Origin of the sequence: Saccharopolyspora spinosa NRRL 18395 (assembly GCF_000194155.1) — a bacterium.
GTDB classification, from domain to species: domain Bacteria; phylum Actinomycetota; class Actinomycetes; order Mycobacteriales; family Pseudonocardiaceae; genus Saccharopolyspora; species Saccharopolyspora spinosa.
In genome coordinates this window covers 2,964,554-2,986,054 of record NZ_GL877878.1, presented here as the reverse complement: position 1 = coordinate 2,986,054, position 21,501 = coordinate 2,964,554, and the positions used below count along the sequence as shown (strand labels likewise).

Below are 21,501 nucleotides of genomic sequence, written 5' to 3'. Positions count from 1 at the left end.
CGTCCTCAGCCGAGGTCTCCAGCGGCAAAGTCGAGGTGGGCGATCCGTTCCTCGACGGTGACAGCATTGGCTATGACGTCGCATGCCTGCCTGGTGAGCTCGGTTAGTTCGGCGAGGTGTTGTTCCGCGACATCTCGGCCGATTGGGGTTTCGGACAACACCTGCAGCGTCACCTCCCGCAACTCGAACTCGGTCGTAGTAAGGAACGCCAGCAATTCGCGCTGTTGTGCTTCGGTGATCAGTAGGCTGTGATCGCGATCCGCGTCGTCGGGAACTTCCGGATGACGTGTGACCATCGCAATGAACTCCTTGTTCTGCCTGAGTTCATTACCGTACCGCCGGGCCGGTAGAGCCGTTTGCAACCTGGCCAAAAAAGACCAGCTGACAAAACAGGTGTCCGAAGGCAAGCTGCGGTCAAAGTTCGACCGCCTGCAGATCGATGGGCGTGCGGCGGCGAGTGCCACCAGCGAGAGTGGCACGGCCGCGCGGATTTGCTCCGCGATGTTCGACGTGGGCGGCGGTGTGATCCTTGTTGACGTCAGCGAGTTCCGGAATCAGGGCTTGGACGAGTGCGGTGAGGCGCTGAAGGTGGCGCAAGTGATCGCGCCACGTATGCCCCGGTGAGCTGTTGGTCAGGGGATAGGGAGGTGGAACGGGCAGGGGGAGGGGACTGCCCGGCCCACCTGGGCGGTCTGGCACCCACGGAGCGGGGTCGGGTGCCAGACGTTGTTCAGAGAAGCGATCCGGTTTAGGGTCGGGCGTCAGGTCGGCTCGCGCAGGCGATGTCGTCTGATGCCGGATTCCTCTTGCGCCGCTTGACGTTCCGCCTCGATCTCGGCGATCAGGTGCCAGACTGTGTAATCGCCTTCGCGACTGCCGCTGTGCCGCGCTTTGGGTAAGCCCGAGAACACCATGCCGAAGATGATGACGTTGATCAGCACGCGCGTCGCGACCTAGAGCCAGAACATGGTGGTTTCCGTCGCTGCCGAATCCGGATGTGGTTGAGCGCTACTGGCGGGATGCGAGGACCTGTCAGCACGCCATGCAGGTGCTCTCGCGTATCCAGGCGATCTCCGGGGCGATCCGCTGCAGTCCGACCAGCCCCGGCGCGGCGTTAGTTTTGGGGGATTGGTGAACGTGCGTGATGGAGTGCACAACGAGTCGGCAGCCCAGATTGCTGGACACAGCGCGCAAACCGGTCGGATTCACGGCGACGTGCACTTCCACCATGCGCACGAGGAAAAACTGGTCCCGCGACAATTGCCGGTCGCTGCTCGCCACTTCGTAAATCGGGCGGTGGAGCAAGACGCGCTCACGACGCTACGCGACAGCCGACAGTGACAGGTCCGTACTGATCTCGACGGTTGATGGGGTCGCGGGAGTAGGTAAGTCGACGTTGGCCGTGCACAGGGCGCACCGCGTGAGGGACCGGTTCCCGGACGGCGACCTCTACGTGAACCTACGGCGCTTCGACCCGATTGCCGAGCCGTTAGAAGCCGCCGATGCCTTGGTCAGTTTCTTGATCGCCTTGGGGGTCCAAACAGAGCGAATGCCTCAGGAATTGGACGCTCGTGCGGGGCTGTTCCGCATTCTGGTGCACGGGAAGCAGATGCTCATCCTGCTTGACAATGCCCGCACAGCCGAGCAGGTCCGGCCGCTGCTGCCTGGCACCTCAAGCTGCTTGGCGCTGGGACGAAGCAGAGCTGCTCTGCCGGTGACCACGAGCAGGCCGGAACTCACTGGGAACAAGCACTCACGGTCTTCGAGGAACTCAATGATGCCGAGGCCGATGCTGTTCGACAAGAATTGGATTCGTAACGGCAACTGCGTCGAGGTGGCTGTCGGGGTGAGCGCACCGGGGTGCGGGACACAAAGGATCGGGCCGGTGGTGTCCTGATCGTGCCAGCTGGGCAGTGGACGACTTTCATCGCGGCCGAGAAGTCCGGTCGGTACCACCGCTGATCTGTCCCGTTGCTGCTGGGCTGATCGTCGTCAGTCGAGGAACGTGACGGTCTGCGGTACACCGGCCACATCTGCGGGCAGCTGTGCAGTCCGTCGCCAGGTCCATCCCGCAATTTCAATGGAAATTGGACCTCTGATTTCAATGGAAATTGGACCTCTGATTTCAATGGAAATTGGGGCACCGGATGCCTTCAGGACGTGCCGCGATCCGTGGTGTAGGCCGGCGCGGCCGTACTGGGGTTGTGATTCGTCGTGGGATCAGTGGTAGGTCCCGTCGCCGTCGTGGTCGGCGTCGGTTCCGGCGTTTGCGTCGGTTCGTGAGTCGTCGTGATTCGCGTCGGCGGGTTGGGTGCCGTGTTTTGTGGTGGTTGGTGGGTGTGGTGGTTGGTGGGTCGTGGTTCGCGTCGGCGGGTCGGGTGCCGTGTTTTGTGGTGGCTCGTGGGTCGTCGTGGTCTGCGGCGGAGCGGTCGGTACCTTCGTCGGTCCGTCAGAGATCTCCGGTGGCTGGCCAGGTGGCTGGCCAGGTGGCGGGGCGGGTGGTGAGGCAGGTGGCGGCACGGCCGGCTTCGCCGGAGCAACGCCGCTCTGCTGCCCGGCCGGTTCCGGGGCCCGGATGGGCGCCGCGTCAGACCCGGTCGAGTCGTGTGGCCTGGTGCTGACGGCCGGCGAACCCGCCGTCCCGTTGCTAGCCCCCGTCTCCAGCGGGGCTGAGGCGGCGGCCGCGCTCGGCGGCGGAGGGGGTGGTTGGGGCGGCCTCGGAGACCGCGCCACGAGCGGCAGCCCGGGAACCACCACGTCGTGGGGCGGGTTGGTGTTGAGCAGGGGCGCCTCACCATCCGGCGCGGGCACCGTGTTCTCGGCGAACGGCGGGAGCCTGCTGAAGATGCCCGGCGGGATCAGGCCGAAGAAGGGATCCGCGAGCGGCGCCGTCAACGTGTAGGCGGCCGCGGCGATGCTGGCACCGAGCGCCGCCGTCGCCAGCGAGAGGCGGAACTGCTTCCGCAGGGGCAGGGCCGTCGGCTCCTGTGGCGGGATGGGCGAGCCCAGCGGCTCGCTCACCAGCCACCGCCGCACCGCCGTGCCGTCGCGCGCGAACGCGGCCCAAACCCGGCCGAGCCAACTTGTCGCGTTGCCCAGGTGGTCTTGCAGCGCGGCTACCGGGAGCGGACTCGTCGAGAGGGGACCGCCCAGCCCGGATGGGCTCGGTTCCGCGTTGCGGAGCAGGTCGGCGAGGCCGTCGAGGCGTTCCCGGAGGATCGCCGGGTCGGTCGGGGCCGACACCGCTCAGCCCTCGACTTCCCGGAAACGCAGGCTCGACAGCGCAACGCCGTCGTAGCGCCACCACCGCTCGGTCGAGAGGTCCAGGATCCAGGCCTCGTGCTCGCGCACGATCAGCCCGACGCCGAGAGCGCGGCGGCGGAAGGTCGCGTCGTCGATGCTGCCCTCCTCCAACTCGTCGAGCAGCGACCGGTAGCTGGCCATAGCTTTGCCGAGGGCGGGTGGGATTCCGACTGCGTCCGGTGCGTCGTCGGGCCGGTGCCGGAAACTCATCAAGATCACCTCCGGATGGGCGACGCCATCCCCAACGCAACGACTTCCGGCGCGCGGCTGTTAAGAGGCGAAAGTCCCACCGATTCTGAAGCCCCGCCGTTCTACCTGCTCAGGGCTGGCGGGCGGAACGCCCGGTAACCCACCGGACGGTCTCGCTGATGGCCGCCTCGAGCGGCCCGCGGCGGAAGAACCGCTTCCAGACCAGCGGGAAGACGATCGAGAAGATCAGGAACACCTCGGGCATGTAGGTGTTGACGAACGCCACCACGCCCTCCGGGTGGTGGCCGTCGCGCGGGAACGCCGGCATGTTCGGGACGTCCGTCGGCAGCGCTGGGCCCATGCTGGCCAGCTGGGCCAGGGTGTCCGGCACGCCGCTCAGCGGCCAGCCGCCGACGACGATCTGCCAGGCCAGCGTCAGCGCGTGGATCGCGTACAGCGTCAGCGCCATCGACCCCGCCGTGGCCAGCGGTTTCAGCGCCCGCCCGGTCCGGTCGGCCAGTTCCAGGCAGACCGCGAGGATCACCAGCGCGATGCCACCGGAGTCCAGCAGTTCGAACGTGGTGCCGCTGTGCGCGGTGGCGGTCAGCAGCCACTCCGGGTGGTCGATCGGGACGGTGCCCTCGCTCGGTCCCGGCGGCAGTGCCGTGCCGGTGGCCTCCACCAGCCAGTTCGACAGCTCGTAGCCCGAGTGCGACACGGCCAGCCCGGTCGCGCCGAGCCAGATCCGCACTTTGGTCGACCGCAGGTCCAACCGCCCGACGGCCATCCCGGCCAGCACCAGCGGCAGGTACGACGCCGCCGGGTAGAAGCCGAGCAGCAGCAGGTCGAACAGCCCCTCGTCGGCGATCAGGTGCCCCGGGTCGATCAGGTCGATCGCGTCGACGACCGCGCGCAGCGGCGTGTCCCAGGCGATCCAGGTCCGCAGCACGAACGACAGCTGCGGACCCACTGCGGCCGAGACGACCGAGGCGATCAGCAGCCCGCGCGCCCGCAACCGGATGAACGGCACTGCCAGCAAGAAGTAGAGCCCGTAGAACGGGATGATCACGGTGAGCAGGAAGCCCGTTGCGCTGGTCGCCCGCGCCAGCGCGAGGCCGACCACCAGCAGCAGCACCGCGCGCACCGCGACCCGGACACGGGCGTCGCGGAGCGCGCTACCGATCGGGGGTTCGCTGCGCCCGGTCATTATCGCCAGCGACACCCCGGCCAGCAGGGTGAACAGCGCGGTGGACCGGCCGCTGGAGAACTGCGCGACCCAAACCTCAACGTCGCCCTGCGCGAACGGCACGCCGAAGTGGATGCAGAACATACCGAACACCGCGACGAACCGGGCGATGTCGACGCCGACCAACCGGCGGGTGCGTTCCGTCGTCCGAGGAGGGCTCAGCTCGGGCGCACGGGCAGACATAGCATCCAGCGGGTCGTCAGGGGCGGCTTTACCAAAATTTACCGCCACCCGCTCCGGCCCACTCGCGCCCGGTCGCCTAGGCGAGGTCAGGCTCACACCAACCAAGCGGCGGTGCCCGGCGGCAACTCCCCGGATTCCAGGGGGCGCGACGTCAGCAGCACCTCGCCTGGGGGCAGCGGCACTCGGTCCGGCGAGGTGTTCAACGCGCAGATCAGGGTCGTGCCGGTGCGCCGGAACGCTAAGCACCCGTCAGGCGCCCCGAACCACTCGACGTCGTCGCCGGTGAACGCCGGATGCCTTCTCCGGGTCTCCAGCGCGTGCCGGTACAGCGACAGCGTGGACGTCGCGTCCTCCAGCTGGGCCTCCGCGGTGAACGTGACCCAGTCAGCCGGGATCGACGACCAGTCGGCTTCGGCGGTGGAGAAGCCGAACGGCGGCCGGTCGCCCTCCCACGGCATCCGGACGCGCTGGGTCCCGGGCAGGCCGAGCTCCTCGCCGTGCCGCAGGCAGACCGCGCCGGGCAGCGCCAGCTGTACCAGGGCCATCGCGCGGACCGGGGTCAACGCCGCGTCGTCCCGGCACTGCTCGGTGTCGCGGCTGGCCATCGCCCACGCCTGGCGCGACCCGGGGGAGGCGAACACGTCCGTGATCGCCTTACGAACCCGTTCGGCGTCGAAACCGGCGACGGCCAGGTCGAGGTTGAACGACAGGTGCCAATCGCCCGGTCCGCTGCCGATCACCACGCGATCCGGGTAGCCGGCGAGCGCTGCGACGATTGCGCCGGCCGGGTCGGGACGCGGCGCCAGGTGGAACCCGTCGGCGCCGTGCTCCACCCAGGGCAGCAGCACCGGTCCGGGGTCGCTGCGCGCGGGATCCACATCGAGCGAGACCATCACGCGCATGCTGGCCTTGCGCGCCTCGCCGAGCAGCTCGGCGAACGGCGCTGCCGACGGGTCCAGCCCGGCTGCCCCGGCCAGCACGACCGCGTCGACGCCGAGCAGGTCCAGGTAGCCGAGCCGACCGGTCAGCCCGGCGAGGTCGCCGACCCCGTCGCCGTCGCCGTCGGCGAACGAGCCGACGTCGACCTGGTAGCACACCGCGTCCCACCACCACGGCTGTTCGCCGCGGCCCGCATGTGCGTCCGCCCGTCGCATGACCAGGTCCTTCGTCTCAGTGGCTGTGTTCGAATGTTCTCGGTCTTGTCCTTGAAGTGGTGCAGTCGTCGTGCACGAGTCGCCAGCGAGGCGATGTCGGTAACTCCCGCAGGGGTGGCGACCGGCGTCGCCGCGCAGGACGAGCTCGTCAGAACCAGGAGTTGATCATGCTGTTGGCGGCCATCTCCATGTACTGCCACAGCTGGTCGCGGTGCTCCGGTTTGAGGTCGACCTCGTCGATCGCGATCCGCATGCAGCGAAGCCATGCGTCCCGCTCCCCCGGGCCGATTTTGAACGGGGCGTGCCGCATCCGCAGCCGGGGATGGCCGCGGCGGTCGGAGTACGTGTGCGGGCCGCCCCAGTACTGCATCAGGAACAGCCGCAGCCGTTCCTCGGCGGGCCCGAGGTCTTCCTCCGGGTAGAGCGGCCGCAGCAGCTCGTCCTCGGCCACCTCCTCGTAGAACCGAGCCACGATCCGGTGGAAGGTCGCCTCGCCGCCGACCTGCTGGTAGAAGGTCTCCACGGAAGTCACGGCTCCATCCTCTCAGGGGCGCGCTGGATTTTGGACGACCTGGCGGACGAACGCCTCACACCTGCGCCCACGTCGGCCGCGAGCCTCCCGGCAGCGATGGCGACCCGAGGACTTACGGCCGGCATAACCAGCGGCTAGACGACCGGGCCGGAAGGCAGCGGCCGACCGTACGGGTACGGCGGCTCGATGTCCTCCTCGTCGTAAGCGCGCTTGATCTCCGCGCGTAATCGCCGCTGCACCGCCCACTGCCTGCCGGGGCGAACCTTGGTGGTCATGCGCAGGGTGATGGTGTCCGCGGTGATCTGGTCCACGCCCAGCATTTCCGGCGGATTCAGCACGTCCTTGGTCAGCGGCTCGCGCGAGGCCGCCTCGGTGGCGACCTTGGCGGCCACCTCGATGGCCTTCTGCACGTCACTGGTGTGCGAGATCGGGAAGTCCACCACGGCCACGGCGAAGCCCTGGCTGGAGTTGCCGACCCGCAGGATCTCGCCGTTGCGGACGTACCAGACGGTGCCGTTGATGTCGCGCAGCGTGGTGACCCGCAGGCCGACGGACTCGACGGTGCCGCTAGCCTCGCCGAGGTCGACCACGTCACCGACGCCGTACTGCTCCTCGACGAGCATGAACATGCCGGACAGGAAGTCCCGGACGAGGTTCTGGGCGCCGAAGGCGACCGCGACACCCAGCACACCGGCAGAGGCCAGGACCGGGGCGATCTGGATGCTCAGCACCTGCAGCACGTAGATCGCGGCGAGGCCGAAGATCACGAACGAGGCCATCGACTTGAGCACCGAGCCGATCGTGCGCGCGCGCTGGACGCGCCGCTCCGACAAGAGCTCGGCCGTCATCGTGTCGGCCCGGCGTTCTTTCAGCGGAGTCAGCAGTCTCGGGGGTTTGCCGTTGCCGCGGGTGAGGCGGTTGATCGTGCGGTGTACCAGCCATCGCACGATGAATGCGACGACCAGGATGAGCACGATGTTCACCGGCTTGGCGATGAGGAGGTCGGCGTAGGACGCCAGCCACTGGTTGCCGGTCCATTCGGAGATGGTCCGGCACCATAACGAGTCCGCGGCACAGTTCGGTTGGGTCAAAAGCGGCAGATCCATCATGGGTCGGGGGTTCTCCATGCTGTCGTTCAGGGCCCGCGGTGGTGACCGGCACGGGGGTGCCGGATGCGTTGGGGCACATCACCGGGTCGGCAACCGGCCAACCGAGCATCGTGCGCGCCCCGCCGCGCACGAGTCTCGAACAGCTGACCGCCGGGACCGAGTTCGGGCTCAGTCCAGGGCGAGTCCGGTGGCCTCCGCGAGGAAGGCGAGCTGGTCGGTCGCCAGACCCACGGTACGGGACACCGAGCGCGCGGCATGCCCGACCTCGGTCTCCCGGCGCAGCAGAACCGGACGTTTCGCTGGGTCGGAGCTGGTGGCGTGCTGCAACGCCGCGCACATCTTGCGGGCGTGGTTCGGGTCGACCCGGGAGTCCGATTCGAAGACGGTGAACAGCACCGACGGGTAGTCCGTCTGGTCGGTCACGTTGTGGTACGGGGAATAGGACAGCAGCCAGCCCAGTTCCTCCGCATCGTCGGCGGTGCCGTACTCGTCGTTCCACGTGCGGCCGAGCAGGAACTGCTCGTAGCGGACCATGTCCAGCAGCGGTGCCGAACACACCACCGCGCGGTAGAGGCCCGGGCGCTGCGTCAGCGCCGCCCCGACCAGCAGGCCGCCGTTCGAGCCACCGGAGATCGCCAGTTGCTCGGCGGTCGTCCAGCCCTCGTCGATCAGGTGCTGTGCCGCCGCGTGGAAGTCGTCGAAGGTGTGCTGCTTCTGCTCGCGCATGCCCGAGACGTGCCACTCCTCGCCTTCCTCGCCGCCGCCGCGCAGCGAGGGCAACGCCCAGACGCCGCCGGCGGCGACCCACGCCAGCGCGGAAGGCGTGTAGCCGGGCTCGCGGGACAGCGAGAAACCGCCGTAGCCGGTCATGAACACCGGCCGGGGGCGGTCGGGTTCGCCCGCCGGGCTCAGCAGGACGTCCAGCGAGCGGTAGGTGACCTGCTGGGTGTGCACCGCAGGCAGCTCGACGGTGCCCGGCGCCTGCTGGTCCAGCGCGGTCTGCCCGGTGCGGCGGGAGTAGGCGTGCACGCACGGCGGGGTGGCGAAGTCGGTCCAGCCGATCCACAGCCGGTCGCGGTCGCCTTCGGTGGCTTCGTCCACGGTGGCCAGCGCGGTGACCTGTCCGGTGCTCGGCAGCGGGACCTCTGCGGTCCGCCGACCGGTGGCCGGATCGTGCAGCGTCACCTCGGACACCGCGTGCCGGGTCCGCAGCACCACCAGCTGCGGGTCGCCGTCACCGGTGTCGAACCAGCGCACGGCCTCCAGCACCGAGTCGGGTTCCTCGGCGATCAGCTCGGTCCAGTTCGCCGGCGCCGGGTTGGTCGGGTCCGCCACGCACAGCCGCCAGCGCGGGGCGTCCAGCGTCGTCATCACATACAGCCGGTCGTCGCGCTCCACCCAGGCACCGACCCGGTACCCGTCGGAGGTGTCCACGACCTGCCGGAGGTTCGGCACGTCGCCGCCCTCGGAGAGGTCGGCGATCCACACCGAATCCCGCCGCGCGGTGCCCGGGCTGCCCTCGATGACCAGCCAACGGCCGTCCCGCGAAACCCGGGTTCCGTAGTAGTAGGTGTGGTCCAGGCCCTCGCCGTGCACCAGCAGGTCCTGGTCGGGGTCGGCACTCACCCGGTGCCGCCACACCCGGCGGTGGAACTGCTCCTCGCCGTCGGGCACCAGCTCCGGTGCCAGCCGCCGGATGTAGAAGTACTCCTCGCCGCCGGGTAGCCACGAGATCGTCGAATAGCGGCACCGGTCGATCGGGCCCTCGACGAGGTCGCCGGTGGCGACGTCCAGCACGTGCAGCAGTGACTCCTCGTCGCCGCCGACGGAGATCTGGTAGGCCAGCCGGTCGCCCTCCAGGCTCGGCGTCCAGCTGTCCAGCGTGGTCAGCCCGGACGGGTCCAGCTCGGTGACGTCCAGCAGGACCCGCTCGGCGCCGTCGGGCTCGCGCACGTAAAGCACGGGGAACTCCTGCCCGGGCTCCCGGCGGGTGAAGAACGCCCGCCCCGCGCGCCAGGCCGGGGCCGAGACGGAACCGGCGGCCAGCAGCGATCGCATCCGCTCCGCGACCGCTTCGCGGCCAGGCAACGTGTCCAGCCAGGTGCGGGCGAGCTCGTCCTGCGCCGTCGACCACGCCTCGGTGCGCGGCTCGGCCGGGTCCTCCAGCCACCGGTACGGGTCGGCCACCTGGTGGCCGTGCAGGTCTTCGACGATGTCGTCGCGGTCGGCGCGGGGGTAGGTCAGATGCGCTGCTTGCACGTCGTTCACGGCAGCGACGATACGTGCATTCCGTGGTAGACCGTTGATCTCGGCGTGATCATTTCACTGGAGCCCGACCCGATTCACCCGGAATGATCATTGTTGTCTCGCGGTCCATGATCGGGAATGATTAGTGTGCGTTCGGCAGTCACCAGGCGTGGCGTGTCGAATCACACGTGCGTTCGGGCAGGGTTGTGTGTTCGACTAGGCCCGACACCGGTGGAGGTGGTCGCGTGCCCGACCGACAACCGATCCGACAACCGGCGCTGAAGGCCAACGGCCTCGCGTCGCGGGTCGCGCTGTGCCCGCCTAGCCGCGCTGGCACTTCGCCGCCGCAGTCGGACCGGCCACCCGGTCACGGACCGTCCTGGCGAAAACGCCGGGTGCTCCTGCTCAACACCACGTTCGAGCCGTTGACGGCGCTTCCGCTGCGCCGAGCGATCGTGCTGCTCGTCTGCGGCAAGGCCGAGGTCGTGCACGGCGATTCGGCCGGCATGGTGCTGCATTCAGCGACTGCCAGCGTCGAAGTCCCGTCGGTGATCAGGTTGAGCAACTTCGTGCGAGTGCCGTACCGCGGCCGAGTGCCGTTGACCCGGGCCGCGTTGATGCTGCGGGACAACTACCGGTGCGTGTACTGCGGTGCTCGCGCCGAAACGATAGATCATGTCGTGCCGCGAAGCCGCAGCGGGCCGCACACTTGGGAGAACTGCGTCGCCTGCTGCACGAAGTGCAACCACCGCAAGGCGGACAAGACGCTCAACGAGCTGGGCTGGCGCCTCCCGGTGGCACCGCACGCGCCGCGCGGGCGGCACTGGCGGTTGCTGGCGGGGCTTTCTGAAACGGACCCGCTGTGGTTGCCGTACCTCGGTGAGCCCGCAGCCTGAAGTGCTGGTTCGGGCGACCGGAGAACGCTGCGCGCCGGGTTGGCGGGAGTCCAATGCCACGTGGGCTGATCAGCTGATGCGGACCCCGTGCTGCCCGCTGATCCGCACGCCCTGACGCCCGCTGATGCGCACGCCTTGCTGATGACCGCTGATGCGGACGCCGTGCTGACGACCGCTGATGCGGACGCCGTGCAGACGACCGCTGATGCGGACGCCTTGCTGTCCGCTGATGCGCACGCCGTGTCGGCCACTGATGCGCACGCCGCGCTCGCTGCTGATTCGGACACCGTGCTGTCCGCTGATCCGCACACCGCTGGAAATCCGCACGCCCTGGCACCCGCTGATCCGCACGCCTTGCTCGCCGCTGATCCGCACACCTTGCTGTCCGCTGATCCGCACACCTTGCTCGCCGCTGATCCGCACGCCCTGTCGACCGCTGATGCGCACGCCTTGCTGTCCGCTGATGCGCACACCTTGCTGTCCGCTGATCCGCACGCCTTGCTGCCCGCTGATTCGGACGCCCTGTCGACCGCTGATCCGTACGCCTTGCTGTCCGCTGATCCGCACACCGCGGTTGCGGCCGCTGATCCGGACGCCGTGTTCAAGCAGTGGCTGGTTAATGATCGGAAGAGTGAGGGCGGTTTCGATGATCGACATTGTGTGCCTCCCGCATTCAAAGGACGCTTTGAACGCATGTGATCAAATATGCAAGACCCATACAGGTGAAAAACTAGGAGCAGGAACCCGTAGGGACAAGCCGCCAAGTCGCCGCGCATTGCAACCGTCTGGTTGGACCCCATTCGGGGGCAGCGATTAGTCTGAACGAGTTACCATAAGTGATGTAGAACACTCTTGACTAGTAACCGTGCGTAGTTTCTGGGTTCCTGTATGCAGGTTCCGACCAGCGGGAATCGCATTGCGGGCGACTTTGCTCGTCGTCGAATCACTCGAACGTGTCGCGACGGTGGCTCGGCGTCAACTACGGCTTCGATCATGCGCCGCACAGGTCGAGCACACGAAGCAGGGGCCATCGGATACCGTATTCGCGTGACTGTCCTGGAGACTGTTCTCTTCCTGGCGGTGATCCCCGCGGCCATCTACGGCCTAATCGTGCTCATCGCCATGTGGCCTCGGCTCACCCGTCCGCGTTACCGCGCGGGGCAGGAGTGGGATTTCGCGCCGGTGTTCTGGGTGTCCAACCCGGCGGGCGTGAACACCGCTGCACCGATGGCGGACGTGGATTCGGAGGCTGCGCAGAGCGATGCGCGGCCCAGCACTGCTCGGGGAGGCGCACGTGGCAACTGGTGAGATCGCGGGGCGGCCCGCCGTGGACGCCGGTGAGCTCGGTATCGGCGAAGCGATGATGGCCACCGGTCGGCTGTCCGTCGCCCGCCACGTCGAGCCCGACCGGCCGCGGCTGCCGTTCGGCCCCGGCCAGCTCGCGCGACTGGACGAGGCGTTGGCGCTGTCCAGCCGCAGCACCGGGCTGGAGTTCGCGATCTACCTCGGCGATCTCGGCGAAGACACCCGCAAGCAGGCCGAGGAGTTGCACGCGAACCTCGGGGCGATGGCCTCGGACAGCGTGCTGATCGCGGTTTCGCCGGGCCAGCAGAAGTTCGAGATCGTCACCGGCGAGGAAGCGCACCGGCGCATCCCGGACCGCAGCTGCCAGCTCGCCGCGATGAGCATGGTCGCGTCCTTCAAGGAGGGCGAGCTGATCGACGGCCTCATCGGGGCCCTGCGGATGCTCGCCGACACGGCCGGCACCAGCTACCAGCAGTCCCGCTCCCGTCGCTAAGGGTGTTCCCGGCTCGTTTGCGTAGCGGTGCGGGTAGCGGAACCTCAGGCACTTCTCGACTCCGGGATCCCCGACTCATGTATGACCAGTTCGCGACGCTGCGGACTGGCATCGTCAAGAATCCCGACGGGGTGGGCGCAGCCTGAGAACCCGCGGCGGTGCGAGTTTCGTTCGTGGGAAAAGAGAAAGCGGCTGACCTCCGCTTGCCTGACGCCACCTGCGGTCAAGCCTCAGGTGGCGTCGACTCGTTTTGCTTGGCGTTCAGGCTGCGTCCCCGGTAGGCCGAAGTGCGCGGAGGAGATCAGAGCAGGTCGAAGCTCTGGAGGTTCTGGAACATCTCGTAGGCCGACGACGTCGTGCCGACCGCGCCCAGCTGTCGCGCTTGTTCGCCGTACTGCTGCTGGGCCCGCTGGCTGCTGTAGACGATCACCGGGGTGTCCACGCCCAGATCGCGCAGTTCGCGTAGCAGCGCGAGCCCGGCGTCGGGGCGCCACCGGCCGTTCTCCTTGCGGCCCATGTCTTCCACGATTAGCCGGTACTGGCGTTGGGACAGCTCCGCCAGCGCAGCATCGTTGGTCGTCGTCATCGTCACCCGCACGCCGTTGTCCCGGAGTTGCTCCGCCAGGATTGCTTGCGCCTCCGGCTTCTCCGCGACCCACAGCACCGCGAGCGGCTCCGGCCCGGCTGGCGAGTGCACCGGCGGCAGTTCGACTTCTGCCTCGTGCCTGCCGTCGCCGTTGCCGGAGATCTCGGGTGCTTCGGGTAGTGCCGGAACGGGCACCGGCGCCTCCGCCGGGGCGCCGGTGCGGTCGCGTTCCTCCAGCTGCTTGCTGAGCAGGCTCAGCTGCCGCTGCAGGTCCTGGATCATGTCGTTCTGCTGATCGTTGAGCTGGTGCATGGTGAGCCGCTGGCCGCCGATCTCGAACTCCAGCTCCCGCTTCTCGGCGGTGCGCAGCACCCGCCAGATGGCGCGGCGAAACACGAAGATCGCCATCAGCGCGATCAACGGCCACAGCAGCTCGGAGATGGCGGAGATCAGTTCGGGCATCGACGCTCCCACCCCTCGCATCGGGCAGATCAACGAAATCTTACTCGCCGTATCCGCCACGACACGATTCGTGCTCACCCGCCCGGGAAACGCGGTAAAAGGCACCATCGAGCCAGTGAGTTGCTCGAAGGTGCCCTCCACCTCTCACCCGCAAGGGGTCAGGAGCGATCGAACTCCCGGGCCGCGAGGGCGCGCACGATGCCCGCGCGACCCTCCGACACCAGGCGGCGCAGCGCCGACGGGTGCTCGTTGGCCAGCCAAGCGTCCGATTCCGCCACCGTGTCGTCGGTGACCGCCCATGACGGGAACAACCCGATCACCGTCGGCTGGGCCCGCTCGCTGGAACGGCGCTGCCAGACCTCGTCGATCTCTTCGAAGTAGCGACGCACGTATGGCGCGAGCAGTTCGCGCTGGGCCGGGTGCTGGAAGCCCGCGATGATCGAGTCGCTGACCGCGTTCGGTAGCTGGTCGTCGTGCACCGCCCGCTGCCAGGCCTTCTCCTTGGACTCCGGAGTCGGGATCAGCGCCCGCGCCCGCTCCGCGCGCCGCCGACCGGTTGCGGTCTGGTCCTTCTCCAGCTCGGCGTCGATCTCGGACTCGCCGGCCGCGCCGTGCGCGACCAGCGCCTGCAGCAGCTGCCAGCGCAGGTCGGTGTCGACGGTTAGCCCGGCCAGCGGCGCCGACCCGTCCAGCCAGCCGCGCAGCTCGGCGACCTGATCGGCTGAGAACACCGATCCGGCCAGCGAATTGACGAACGCGAGCTGGTGGTCCGAACCGGGCTCGGCGGCGCGGGCGAGCTCGAAGAGCCGACCGGTGAACCGCCGCCACCCCTCCGGCTGCCACGACGGGTCCACATAGGACGCGAGTGCGGTCTGGGTCTGCAGCAGCACCCGTTGCACCACGCCGATCTCGCTCTCGGCACCGATGCCGCCCTCCGCCGATGCACCCAGCACCAGCGTCACGAAGTCGCGCGCCTTCAGCTCGGCCTCGCGGGTCATCTCCCACGCGGTGGACCAGCACAGAGCCCGCGGCAACGACTCGTCGATGTCGCCGATCCGGTCGATCAGCGCGGCCAGCGACTCGGGGTCGAAGCGCAGCGAACAATAGGTCAGGTCGTCGTCGTTGACCAGCACGAGCTTGCCCCGATGCACGCCGACCAGGTCGGGCACCTCGGTGCGCTCACCGGTGACGTCGAGCTCGACGCGGTGCTTGCGCACCAGCTTGCCGCCCTCGTCGTCGTAGATACCGATCGCCAGCCGGTGCGTGCGCAGCTCGCCCGCGCCGGGCCGGGCGCCGTTCTGCACCACCTCGAACGAGGTGAACCGGCCCTCGTCGTCGGTGGCGAACCGCGGCCGCAGCATGTTCAGGCCCGTGGTCTCCAGCCACTGCGCGCTCCACCACGACAGATCGCGACCGGAGGCCTCCTCCAACGCCCGCAGCAGGTCGTTGAGGGTGGCGTTGCCCCAGGCGTGCCGGTTGAAGTAGATCCGCAGCCCGGCCAGGAAGTTGTCTAGGCCCACGTAAGCGACCAGCTGCTTGAGGACCGAGGCGCCCTTGGCGTAGGTGATGCCGTCGAAGTTCACCTCGACGGCCTGCAGGTCCTGGATGTCGGCGGCCACCGGGTGGGTGGACGGCAGCTGGTCCTGCCGGTACGCCCAGGACTTCTCCACGCTGGCGAACGTCGTCCACGCGTGGCCGTACTGGGTGGCGCCGACCTGCGCGAGCACGCTGGCCCAGGTCGCGAACGACTCGTTGAGCCACAGGTCGTCCCACCAGCGCATGGTCACCAGGTCGCCGAACCACATGTGCGCCATCTCGTGCAGCACCGTCTCGCAGCGCCGCTCGTAGAGGTAGCCGGTGACCTTCGACCGGAAGACGTAGTCCTCCAGGAACGTGACGCAGCCGGCGTTCTCCATCGCGCCCGCGTTGAACTCCGGCACGAAGCACTGGTCGTACTTGCCGAACGGGTAGGGCACCCCGAACGCCTTGTGGTAGAAGCCGAAACCCTGCTTGGTCTCGGTGAACAGCCGCTCCGCGTCGAGGTGCTCGGCAAGCGAAGCGCGGCAGTAGATGCCCAGCGGGATCTCGTCCTGGCCGTCCTCGCCGGGGAAGACGTCGCGCCACTCGGCGTACGGCCCGGCGACCAGCGCCACCAGGTAGGTGGACATCGGCTTGGTGGTGGCGAATTCGTGCCGCTTGCCGTTCGCCGAGTCGGTGACCTCGGCGGTGGCGTTGGAGATGACCTTCCACGACTCCGGGGCGTCCACCGTGATCTGGTAGGTGGCCTTCAGATCGGGTTGGTCGAAGCAGGTGAACATCCGCTTCGCGTCGGCGGTCTCGAACTGGCTGTAGAGGTACACGCCGCCGTCGACCGGGTCGATGAAGCGGTGCAGGCCCTCGCCGGTGTTGGTGTAGGCGCAGTCGGCGCGCACCACGAGCTCGTTGTCGGCGGCCAGGTTCGGCAGCCGGATGCCGGTGGACTCGTCGTAGTCGGAGACGTCGAGCTCGACTCCGTTGAGCACGGCGCTGTGCACCCGGTCGGCGACCAGGTCGATCCAGCTGTCGGCGCTCGCCTCGTTGCTGCGGAACCGCACCGTGGTGGTGGAACCGAACGTCTCCACGTCCGGGCCACCCGCGCCAGCACTGAGATCCAGTTCGATCACGTACGACTGGACCTCCAGCAGGGCCGCGCGCTGCTCGGCCTGGTCGCGGGTGAGGTTCGGCGGGGCCACGGATCACCTCGTTGCTCGTCGGGAACTCGTCATGCCAGGGGCGCCTGGCGCACCTGGCGCAGGCATCAAATCACGTCCGCGTGCGGGCGTGCTGCCGGGCGGGTCCGCCTTCGTCGTCGGCGTGTCGGGTCGGGTGGGAAGACATTCGGCTCTACCGGGGTTGGTACCCATGACGACGCGTTCCGGAACGCGTCCGCGACCGGATTTCTCGAACGCCGGGGCGCCGGGCGATCCGTGCCCGTCCCGGAGAACACTGGAGGCTTGATGAGCGCCGCAGCCCGACCCAGGGTCGACTTCTACTTCGACCCGGCGTGCCCCTTCGCGTGGGTTTCCTCGCGCTGGATCCTGGAGGTCGCGAAGGTCCGCGACATCGACCTGAACTTCCGCGTGATGAGCTTGGCGGTGCTCAACCAGGGCCGCGACCTGCCCGCCGAATACCAGGAGCTGCTGGAGAAGGCGTGGGGTCCGGTGCGGGTGGCCATCGCCGCCGCCAAGCACCACGGCGAGGACGTGCTGTCGCCGCTCTACACCGCGATGGGCACCCGCCTGCACGACCAAGGCAACAAGGACTTCGAGCAGGTGATCAGCGAGTCGCTGGCCGACGTGGGCCTGCCCGCGTCGCTGGCCGAGGCGGCCAGCAGCACCGAGTACGACGAGGAGCTGCGCGCCAGCCACCACGCGGGCATGGACCCGGTCGGCGACGAGGTGGGCACGCCGACCATCCACGTCGATGGGGTGGCTTTCTTCGGCCCTGTGATCACCCGCATCCCACGTGGGGAGGAGGCGGCGAAGCTGTTCGACGGCGCCGTCGCGATGGCCAGCTACCCGTACTTCTTCGAGCTCAAGCGCACCCGCACCGAGTCGCCGCAGTTCGACTGACGTCTCCGGCTGGGAAGGTGCGGGGCCGGCACCTTCCCAGCGTGCTCGGCGAGAACGCCCTGTTCGGCGGCTACAAGCAGTCCGGCAACGGCCGCGAATTCGGCCGCTTCGGGATCGAGGAGTTCCTGGAGATCAAGTCCATGCAGCGCTGCCCTCGGGGTCGCGGCTCCTGTGCCAGCTGCAGCAGCCCAAAGACTCACGGGCCCGTGCCCGGACTGGCATACGATCGACGCGTGATCCGCGTCCGTGACCTGCACCCGTGGCCCTCGACGGAAGCCGAAGCCGTTGCGATCCAAGAGCGGCTGCGCCCGTTGGTCCGGTTCGACGGCGAACCGGCCGAGGTGCGCACAGCGGCGGGTCTGGACGTGGCGTACCGCGAGTCGGATCAACTGGTCGCTGCGGTGACGGTCGTCGAGGTCGCGACATTGTCCGTCGTGGACAGTGCTGTCGTGCGCGGCTTGACTGATTTTCCTTACATCCCAGGGCTGTTCGCCTTCCGCGAAGCTCCGCCGCTGCTCGAGGCGCTTTCCAGGCTGTCGGTGGTGCCGGACGTCCTGGTCTGCGACGGGCAAGGCCTGGCCCACCCCCGCCGCTTCGGACTGGCTTGCCACCTGGGTTTGCTGACGGAGATCCCGAGCATCGGCGTCGGCAAGACGGCAATGGGCCGCTACGAGCCGCCAGGCGAGGAGCGGGGGGAGTGGGCGCCGCTGCGGATGGACGACGAAGTCGTCGGCCGGGCGCTGCGCACGCAGCGCGGGGTGAAGCCGGTGTTCGTCTCGGTGGGCCACCGCTACACCCTTGACGGGGCCCGCGACCTCACCCTCCGCCTAGCCGCGAAGTACCGCCTCCCGGAGACGACCCGCACGGCGGACCACCTGGGCCGAACCCGGGACTGAGGCGAGATACCGCCGGCCCGTGCGGTTGACCCGCACCTACGGGAATGGCGAGAGGTTACGCGGCAAGCCTCACTCCCCGGAAAGGAGATGCTGCGGCAGATATTCCGATTCGACTTGAATGTCCATGCTCGACTGCTTCGCAAGCACCGAGACTGCGAGTGGTCCGAGCGCGATCATTCCCTCGGAATTGGTCATGCGATCTGGCTTCGACCAGTAGCGGCGATGTGCTTTCAATGCTCCCGAAAGCGACTCGTTGAATTTATCTGAGTCGCGTCGAAGCATGAAGTAGAACATCTCGATCGGGGGATACAGCAGGTCGAGGAGGACTTCTTCTGAAGCTATTGAGACGACATCGGGGTTGGTGCCGTCCATCGTTGCGACGAAAGAGTCCTGAAGGCCGGTGCTGTGCTGGAAGAATTTCTGCAATGAGTCTACCCACGAGTACATGAATTCGTCGTACTCTGCACCGGATTCTCGCAGGGTGGAAATCGGGACCGATACAATATTGTCGATCTTCTCGCGGTCGCGGAAAATTACTGCGAGCCAGAGCGTGATCAGCCATCTTTCCACTCGGTGATAACGCCTTGGTCCGGTTTTCTTGAGGGTGAACTCTCGTCCTAGGATTTGGTAGCTCACGGGGTCTGCGGGTCCGTCTGAAGCTACGAAAAGGCCGAAACCAGCTTCCAGTGCCGCAGCGAAATGACTACGTGTTTCGGCGGCTTCGGCAGCTGGGTCGACTGCGCAGCGCAGTTCTCCCAGCATCAGTGATTCGCTGAAAACCCTGTCTACGATCGCGTTCTTCGTGCCAAGGCGGCTGAAAGCCCACTCCAGTTCGGGCTCCAGCGAATCTATCCGGGCCTGGATCTTATTGGTGTCGACCTCGTGACGCGCAAGGTATTCCACGATGCCCCTAGTCCTCGTCGTCGTACAGGTTCACCGGCTTACGAACCCAGCCATCGTACACGTCAACGGTTTTGCCGGTGTTTTCACCATTCTCGGCGGTTCCGCCGTCCGCTCCGTCTGGAGCATCTTCTTTACGGGGATCTTTGGCTCGAAGCTCCTCGTAGTGAAGACGTTCTTCGTCGAGCGCCCGCTGGAGGTCTTTGCCGAGCTGGTGTTCAGGAGTTCCCGCGTCGTGCTGCTTCAAGTTCTTGATGACATCTTCGAGATAATCGCGGCGGCATTGCTGGACGTACCTGCCGTCCGGCAGTTCGCGGGAGGCGCGTGGTGCGTGCGGGGCCTTCGCTTCAATAACGTCATACCTGGTTTCGGGCGGCGTCGTGCGCAGATCCTTGACTTCCCAGACGCTGTCGAACTTTCCGCTCCCGGCGCCAGGAGGCTGGCGCTGCTCGGCAGTTCCGACGACGTTTCCGTCGCTGTCCTTGATCTCGATGTAGTCCCTGCCGTCCGGAGTTGTCGACGGGTGGAGGGTGTTCTCGTTGCTGCCCGGTTCGTTGAAGTCGGCTTCCAGCTTCTCCTTCTGGGCGTGGTCGCTGACGACCTCCCCGAATGTTTCCGATTGGCTGCTGACCTTTCCAAGGGTTTGGTTGTATTCGGGGCTTCCCTCGCGGTACTCGTCCTTTGCGGCATCGCGCTCGTCCATCCGGGCGCGACACTCCTCGATAGCTTCGTCGATCTTGTGCAGGCTCTCCTCGCGCCAGTCTTGAGTGCTCGGGTGATCCTGGTCGTCGAGGTCGGGGTTGCCGTCGCCGCTGGAGGACTCGCCGTCGGGTGTTGCGTCTTGCGAAGGGGGGACATCTTCAGCTGGCTTCGGATGTCCTTCGCCGTATTCCCACTCCTTCGGGTCGGCGAATTCCGGGCTCTCGCCCTTGCGCTTGGTTTTCGGATTCTCCTCGTAGACCGGGTTGCCATCCTCATCGGTTACGGGGCCATTCTCGTCGCGCTTGCGGCGGATAGGCGGCGGCTCTTCGCCGTCCAGATCCGGTGAACGATTGGGGTTGACGGCGATGACTTCTTTTCCGTCTTCCCGCGTGTAGGACGTGTAGTGGTGGTCTACGTAGTCCTGGTCCTGGAGCTTCTGCTCCCTGGTCATCCCCGTCGGGTACTCCGGTTCCGGGACATCCCGTGCTTCGGCGTCGTCGGGACGGTCGCCGGGGTCTTCGCCGTTCTTGGACGGGTGGAAGGCGTCGTCGCTGGCCGGGGAGTTGGAGCCGTCGGGGTGGTGGGTGTCCCAGCCGCCGTCCGGGGGCCAGGTGGGGCCGCCGTCGGGTGCTCGGCTGCCGGCGAAGACGTTGCCGTTGGTGTCGGTCCAGGCCAGGCCGCGCGGGGCCGTGACGTCCACGTCGAGCTTCTTGGCCAGGTCGCTGGCGAAGTCGCCGGAGTCGCAGCTGACCAGGCGGATCGGGCTCTCGCCGTCCCAGCCGGAGCGGCGCAGCACGTCGGCGAACTCATCCGGCGAGTAGCTGCGGCCGCCGACGTCGATGCGGCCGTCCGGGCCCATGTGGGCGTCGACCGTGAAGTGCTTGCCGTCGTCCGGGACACGGTGTGCGAGGTCCCGCATGTTCGGGTCGGTGTGACCGGAGGCGCCCGCATCGGTGCGGTTGTTGTCGAGGGTGTCGGCGCCGTCGTTGATCTTCTGGTCGTACTCGGGCGTGCCCGGCTCCGGCTTGTCGGCGTCCGGATCGTTCGGCTTGTCCGCGTCGTCCTTCGGCTTGTCTGGCTCGGAATGCGAGTCCGCCCCGTCCTTCGGCTTGTCGGGCGCTTCGCCGGCGTCCGGCTGCTTCGTCGTGTCCGGCGACTTGCCGGCGTCGGGGGACTTGGGCGAGTCCGGTGATTTCGGAGAGTCCGGCGTCTTGGGAGGCTCCGGTGACTTCGGCGCGTTCGGAGCCCCCGCATCCGGGCGTTGGCCGGGTGGGTTCGTGCCTGCCGGCCGCTGGGAGGCGGGCGCGTCGGTGCGCGGTTGGGAGCCGCCGGGGCCCCGGCCATCCGGGCCGGGCCGCGATGGCGTGTCCGGACCGCGTCCTGGTGCGTTCGGAGCGCTGCTGTCGGGGTGCCGAGGCCGTGGCGTGTCCGGTGAACCGCCGGGTCCGCTGGGGCGGGATGGCGTGTCTGGTCCGCCCTGGGGGTGTGTTGAACCGCCGGGTCCGCCTGGCCGTGTCGGGCCGTCTGGTCCGCCGTGGGGTCGCGTCGGGCTGCCGGGTCCGCCTGCTCCGCCGGGCCGCGATGGCGTGTCTGGTCCGCCTCGCGGAGCGGCGCTCGGGCGCGTGCCGCTGCCCTCCGGGCCGCGGGGCCGCGGTGGGCCGTCCGGGGTCGACGGCGGGCGTCCGGC

22 protein-coding genes and 1 pseudogene are annotated in these 21,501 nt (G+C 67.9%); 9 read left to right on the top strand and 14 right to left on the bottom strand.

Translation table 11 applies throughout. The features are described 5' to 3' along the window. Window positions 1–5 precede the first annotated feature (5 nt). Entirely contained in the window at window positions 6–296 is a 291-nt protein-coding gene (locus tag SSPN_RS0115000; protein ID WP_010695918.1) for a hypothetical protein, read from the bottom strand. Between SSPN_RS0115000 and SSPN_RS43890 the strand changes: the two genes are divergently transcribed. Next, window positions 289–624 (top strand): DUF3558 domain-containing protein, encoded by a 336-nt coding sequence (locus tag SSPN_RS43890; protein WP_237710547.1) that lies wholly within the window; start codon window positions 289–291, stop codon window positions 622–624. The genes SSPN_RS0115000 and SSPN_RS43890 overlap by 8 nt on opposite strands. A gap of 137 nt (window positions 625–761) precedes the next feature. On the opposite strand, the gene SSPN_RS0114990 is transcribed toward SSPN_RS43890, so the two are convergent. Both SSPN_RS0114990 and SSPN_RS0114985 read right to left on the bottom strand, forming a co-directional pair. Then, window positions 762–941 carry a hypothetical protein gene (locus SSPN_RS0114990; protein WP_010695910.1) on the bottom strand — a complete coding sequence of 60 codons (180 nt, stop codon included), beginning with the start codon at window positions 939–941 and terminating at the stop codon, window positions 762–764. A gap of 91 nt (window positions 942–1,032) precedes the next feature. Beyond that, on the bottom strand, window positions 1,033–1,281 hold the full coding sequence (locus tag SSPN_RS0114985) for a hypothetical protein (RefSeq protein ID WP_010695908.1): 249 nt from the start codon (window positions 1,279–1,281) through the stop codon (window positions 1,033–1,035). Between the two features lie 139 nt (window positions 1,282–1,420). On the opposite strand from SSPN_RS0114985, the gene SSPN_RS59745 reads away from it, so the two are divergent. Both SSPN_RS59745 and SSPN_RS62605 read left to right on the top strand, forming a co-directional pair. After that, on the top strand, window positions 1,421–1,897 hold the full coding sequence (locus tag SSPN_RS59745) for a hypothetical protein (protein WP_237710546.1): 477 nt from the start codon (window positions 1,421–1,423) through the stop codon (window positions 1,895–1,897). Further along, complete coding sequence (locus tag SSPN_RS62605) at window positions 1,861–1,962, top strand: DUF397 domain-containing protein (protein ID WP_238935400.1); 102 nt, start codon at window positions 1,861–1,863, stop codon at window positions 1,960–1,962. The genes SSPN_RS59745 and SSPN_RS62605 overlap by 37 nt, the downstream gene beginning before the upstream one ends. A gap of 258 nt (window positions 1,963–2,220) precedes the next feature. Here SSPN_RS62605 and SSPN_RS56715 read toward each other — a convergent pair whose 3' ends face one another. The 7 genes from SSPN_RS56715 to SSPN_RS0114945 all read right to left on the bottom strand — a co-directional run bounded on the left by SSPN_RS56715 (window position 2,221) and on the right by SSPN_RS0114945 (window position 9,984). Continuing rightward, entirely contained in the window at window positions 2,221–3,243 is a 1,023-nt protein-coding gene (locus SSPN_RS56715) for a hypothetical protein (protein ID WP_010695904.1), read from the bottom strand. Window positions 3,244–3,246: 3 nt separating this feature from the next. Next, window positions 3,247–3,513, bottom strand: a complete 267-nt coding sequence (locus SSPN_RS0114970; protein ID WP_044572935.1) for a hypothetical protein — start codon at window positions 3,511–3,513, stop codon at window positions 3,247–3,249. A 109-nt stretch (window positions 3,514–3,622) separates the two neighbouring features. Further along, entirely contained in the window at window positions 3,623–4,921 is a 1,299-nt protein-coding gene (locus tag SSPN_RS0114965; RefSeq protein WP_049887595.1) for a heparan-alpha-glucosaminide N-acetyltransferase domain-containing protein, read from the bottom strand. Between the two features lie 92 nt (window positions 4,922–5,013). After that, complete coding sequence (locus SSPN_RS0114960; RefSeq protein ID WP_010695899.1) at window positions 5,014–6,075, bottom strand: alpha-amylase family glycosyl hydrolase; 1,062 nt, start codon at window positions 6,073–6,075, stop codon at window positions 5,014–5,016. A gap of 148 nt (window positions 6,076–6,223) precedes the next feature. Then, on the bottom strand, window positions 6,224–6,607 hold the full coding sequence (locus tag SSPN_RS0114955; RefSeq protein WP_010695897.1) for a globin: 384 nt from the start codon (window positions 6,605–6,607) through the stop codon (window positions 6,224–6,226). Window positions 6,608–6,741: 134 nt separating this feature from the next. Then, window positions 6,742–7,716, bottom strand: a complete 975-nt coding sequence (locus SSPN_RS0114950; RefSeq protein ID WP_010695895.1) for a mechanosensitive ion channel family protein — start codon at window positions 7,714–7,716, stop codon at window positions 6,742–6,744. Window positions 7,717–7,884: 168 nt separating this feature from the next. Then, window positions 7,885–9,984, bottom strand: a complete 2,100-nt coding sequence (locus SSPN_RS0114945) for a prolyl oligopeptidase family serine peptidase (protein ID WP_010695893.1) — start codon at window positions 9,982–9,984, stop codon at window positions 7,885–7,887. A 224-nt stretch (window positions 9,985–10,208) separates the two neighbouring features. Here SSPN_RS0114945 and SSPN_RS0114940 point away from each other — a divergent pair, with 224 nt between their 5' ends. From SSPN_RS0114940 to SSPN_RS0114925, 4 genes are all read left to right on the top strand, one after another. Further along, entirely contained in the window at window positions 10,209–10,859 is a 651-nt protein-coding gene (locus SSPN_RS0114940; RefSeq protein WP_010695891.1) for an HNH endonuclease, read from the top strand. A gap of 87 nt (window positions 10,860–10,946) precedes the next feature. Next, the gene (locus tag SSPN_RS54715) at window positions 10,947–11,558 is read left to right on the top strand and encodes a hypothetical protein (RefSeq protein ID WP_010695889.1); all 612 of its coding nucleotides are present in this window, start codon (window positions 10,947–10,949) and stop codon (window positions 11,556–11,558) included. A 348-nt stretch (window positions 11,559–11,906) separates the two neighbouring features. Then, window positions 11,907–12,167: an aa3-type cytochrome oxidase subunit CtaJ gene (gene ctaJ / locus SSPN_RS0114930; RefSeq protein WP_010695887.1), complete on the top strand. Its 261-nt coding sequence runs from the start codon at window positions 11,907–11,909 to the stop codon at window positions 12,165–12,167. Further along, the gene (locus SSPN_RS0114925) at window positions 12,154–12,657 is read left to right on the top strand and encodes a DUF5130 family protein (protein WP_010695885.1); all 504 of its coding nucleotides are present in this window, start codon (window positions 12,154–12,156) and stop codon (window positions 12,655–12,657) included. Before ctaJ ends, SSPN_RS0114925 begins: the two co-directional genes overlap by 14 nt. Window positions 12,658–12,958: 301 nt before the next feature. On the opposite strand, the gene SSPN_RS0114920 is transcribed toward SSPN_RS0114925, so the two are convergent. Next, a complete protein-coding gene (locus tag SSPN_RS0114920) occupies window positions 12,959–13,705 on the bottom strand; it encodes a response regulator (RefSeq protein ID WP_029535347.1) in 747 nt (248 codons plus the stop codon). A gap of 158 nt (window positions 13,706–13,863) precedes the next feature. Then, window positions 13,864–16,437: an aminopeptidase N gene (gene pepN / locus SSPN_RS0114915; protein ID WP_010695881.1), complete on the bottom strand. Its 2,574-nt coding sequence runs from the start codon at window positions 16,435–16,437 to the stop codon at window positions 13,864–13,866. Window positions 16,438–16,701: 264 nt separating this feature from the next. Here pepN and SSPN_RS0114910 point away from each other — a divergent pair, with 264 nt between their 5' ends. After that, window positions 16,702–17,316, top strand: a complete 615-nt coding sequence (locus SSPN_RS0114910; RefSeq protein ID WP_010695879.1) for a mycothiol-dependent nitroreductase Rv2466c family protein — start codon at window positions 16,702–16,704, stop codon at window positions 17,314–17,316. 17 nt (window positions 17,317–17,333) lie between these two features. Next, window positions 17,334–18,212, top strand: coding sequence for an endonuclease V (locus SSPN_RS0114905; RefSeq protein ID WP_394378604.1), 879 nt, complete (start codon window positions 17,334–17,336; stop codon window positions 18,210–18,212). A gap of 69 nt (window positions 18,213–18,281) precedes the next feature. Here the strand turns inward: SSPN_RS0114905 and SSPN_RS43880 are convergent, their stop codons facing one another. Next, the gene (locus SSPN_RS43880) at window positions 18,282–19,115 is read right to left on the bottom strand and encodes an immunity 49 family protein (RefSeq protein ID WP_010695875.1); all 834 of its coding nucleotides are present in this window, start codon (window positions 19,113–19,115) and stop codon (window positions 18,282–18,284) included. 7 nt (window positions 19,116–19,122) lie between these two features. Beyond that, window positions 19,123–21,501 (bottom strand): annotated as a pseudogene (locus tag SSPN_RS43875) (hypothetical protein); the annotation flags it as partial.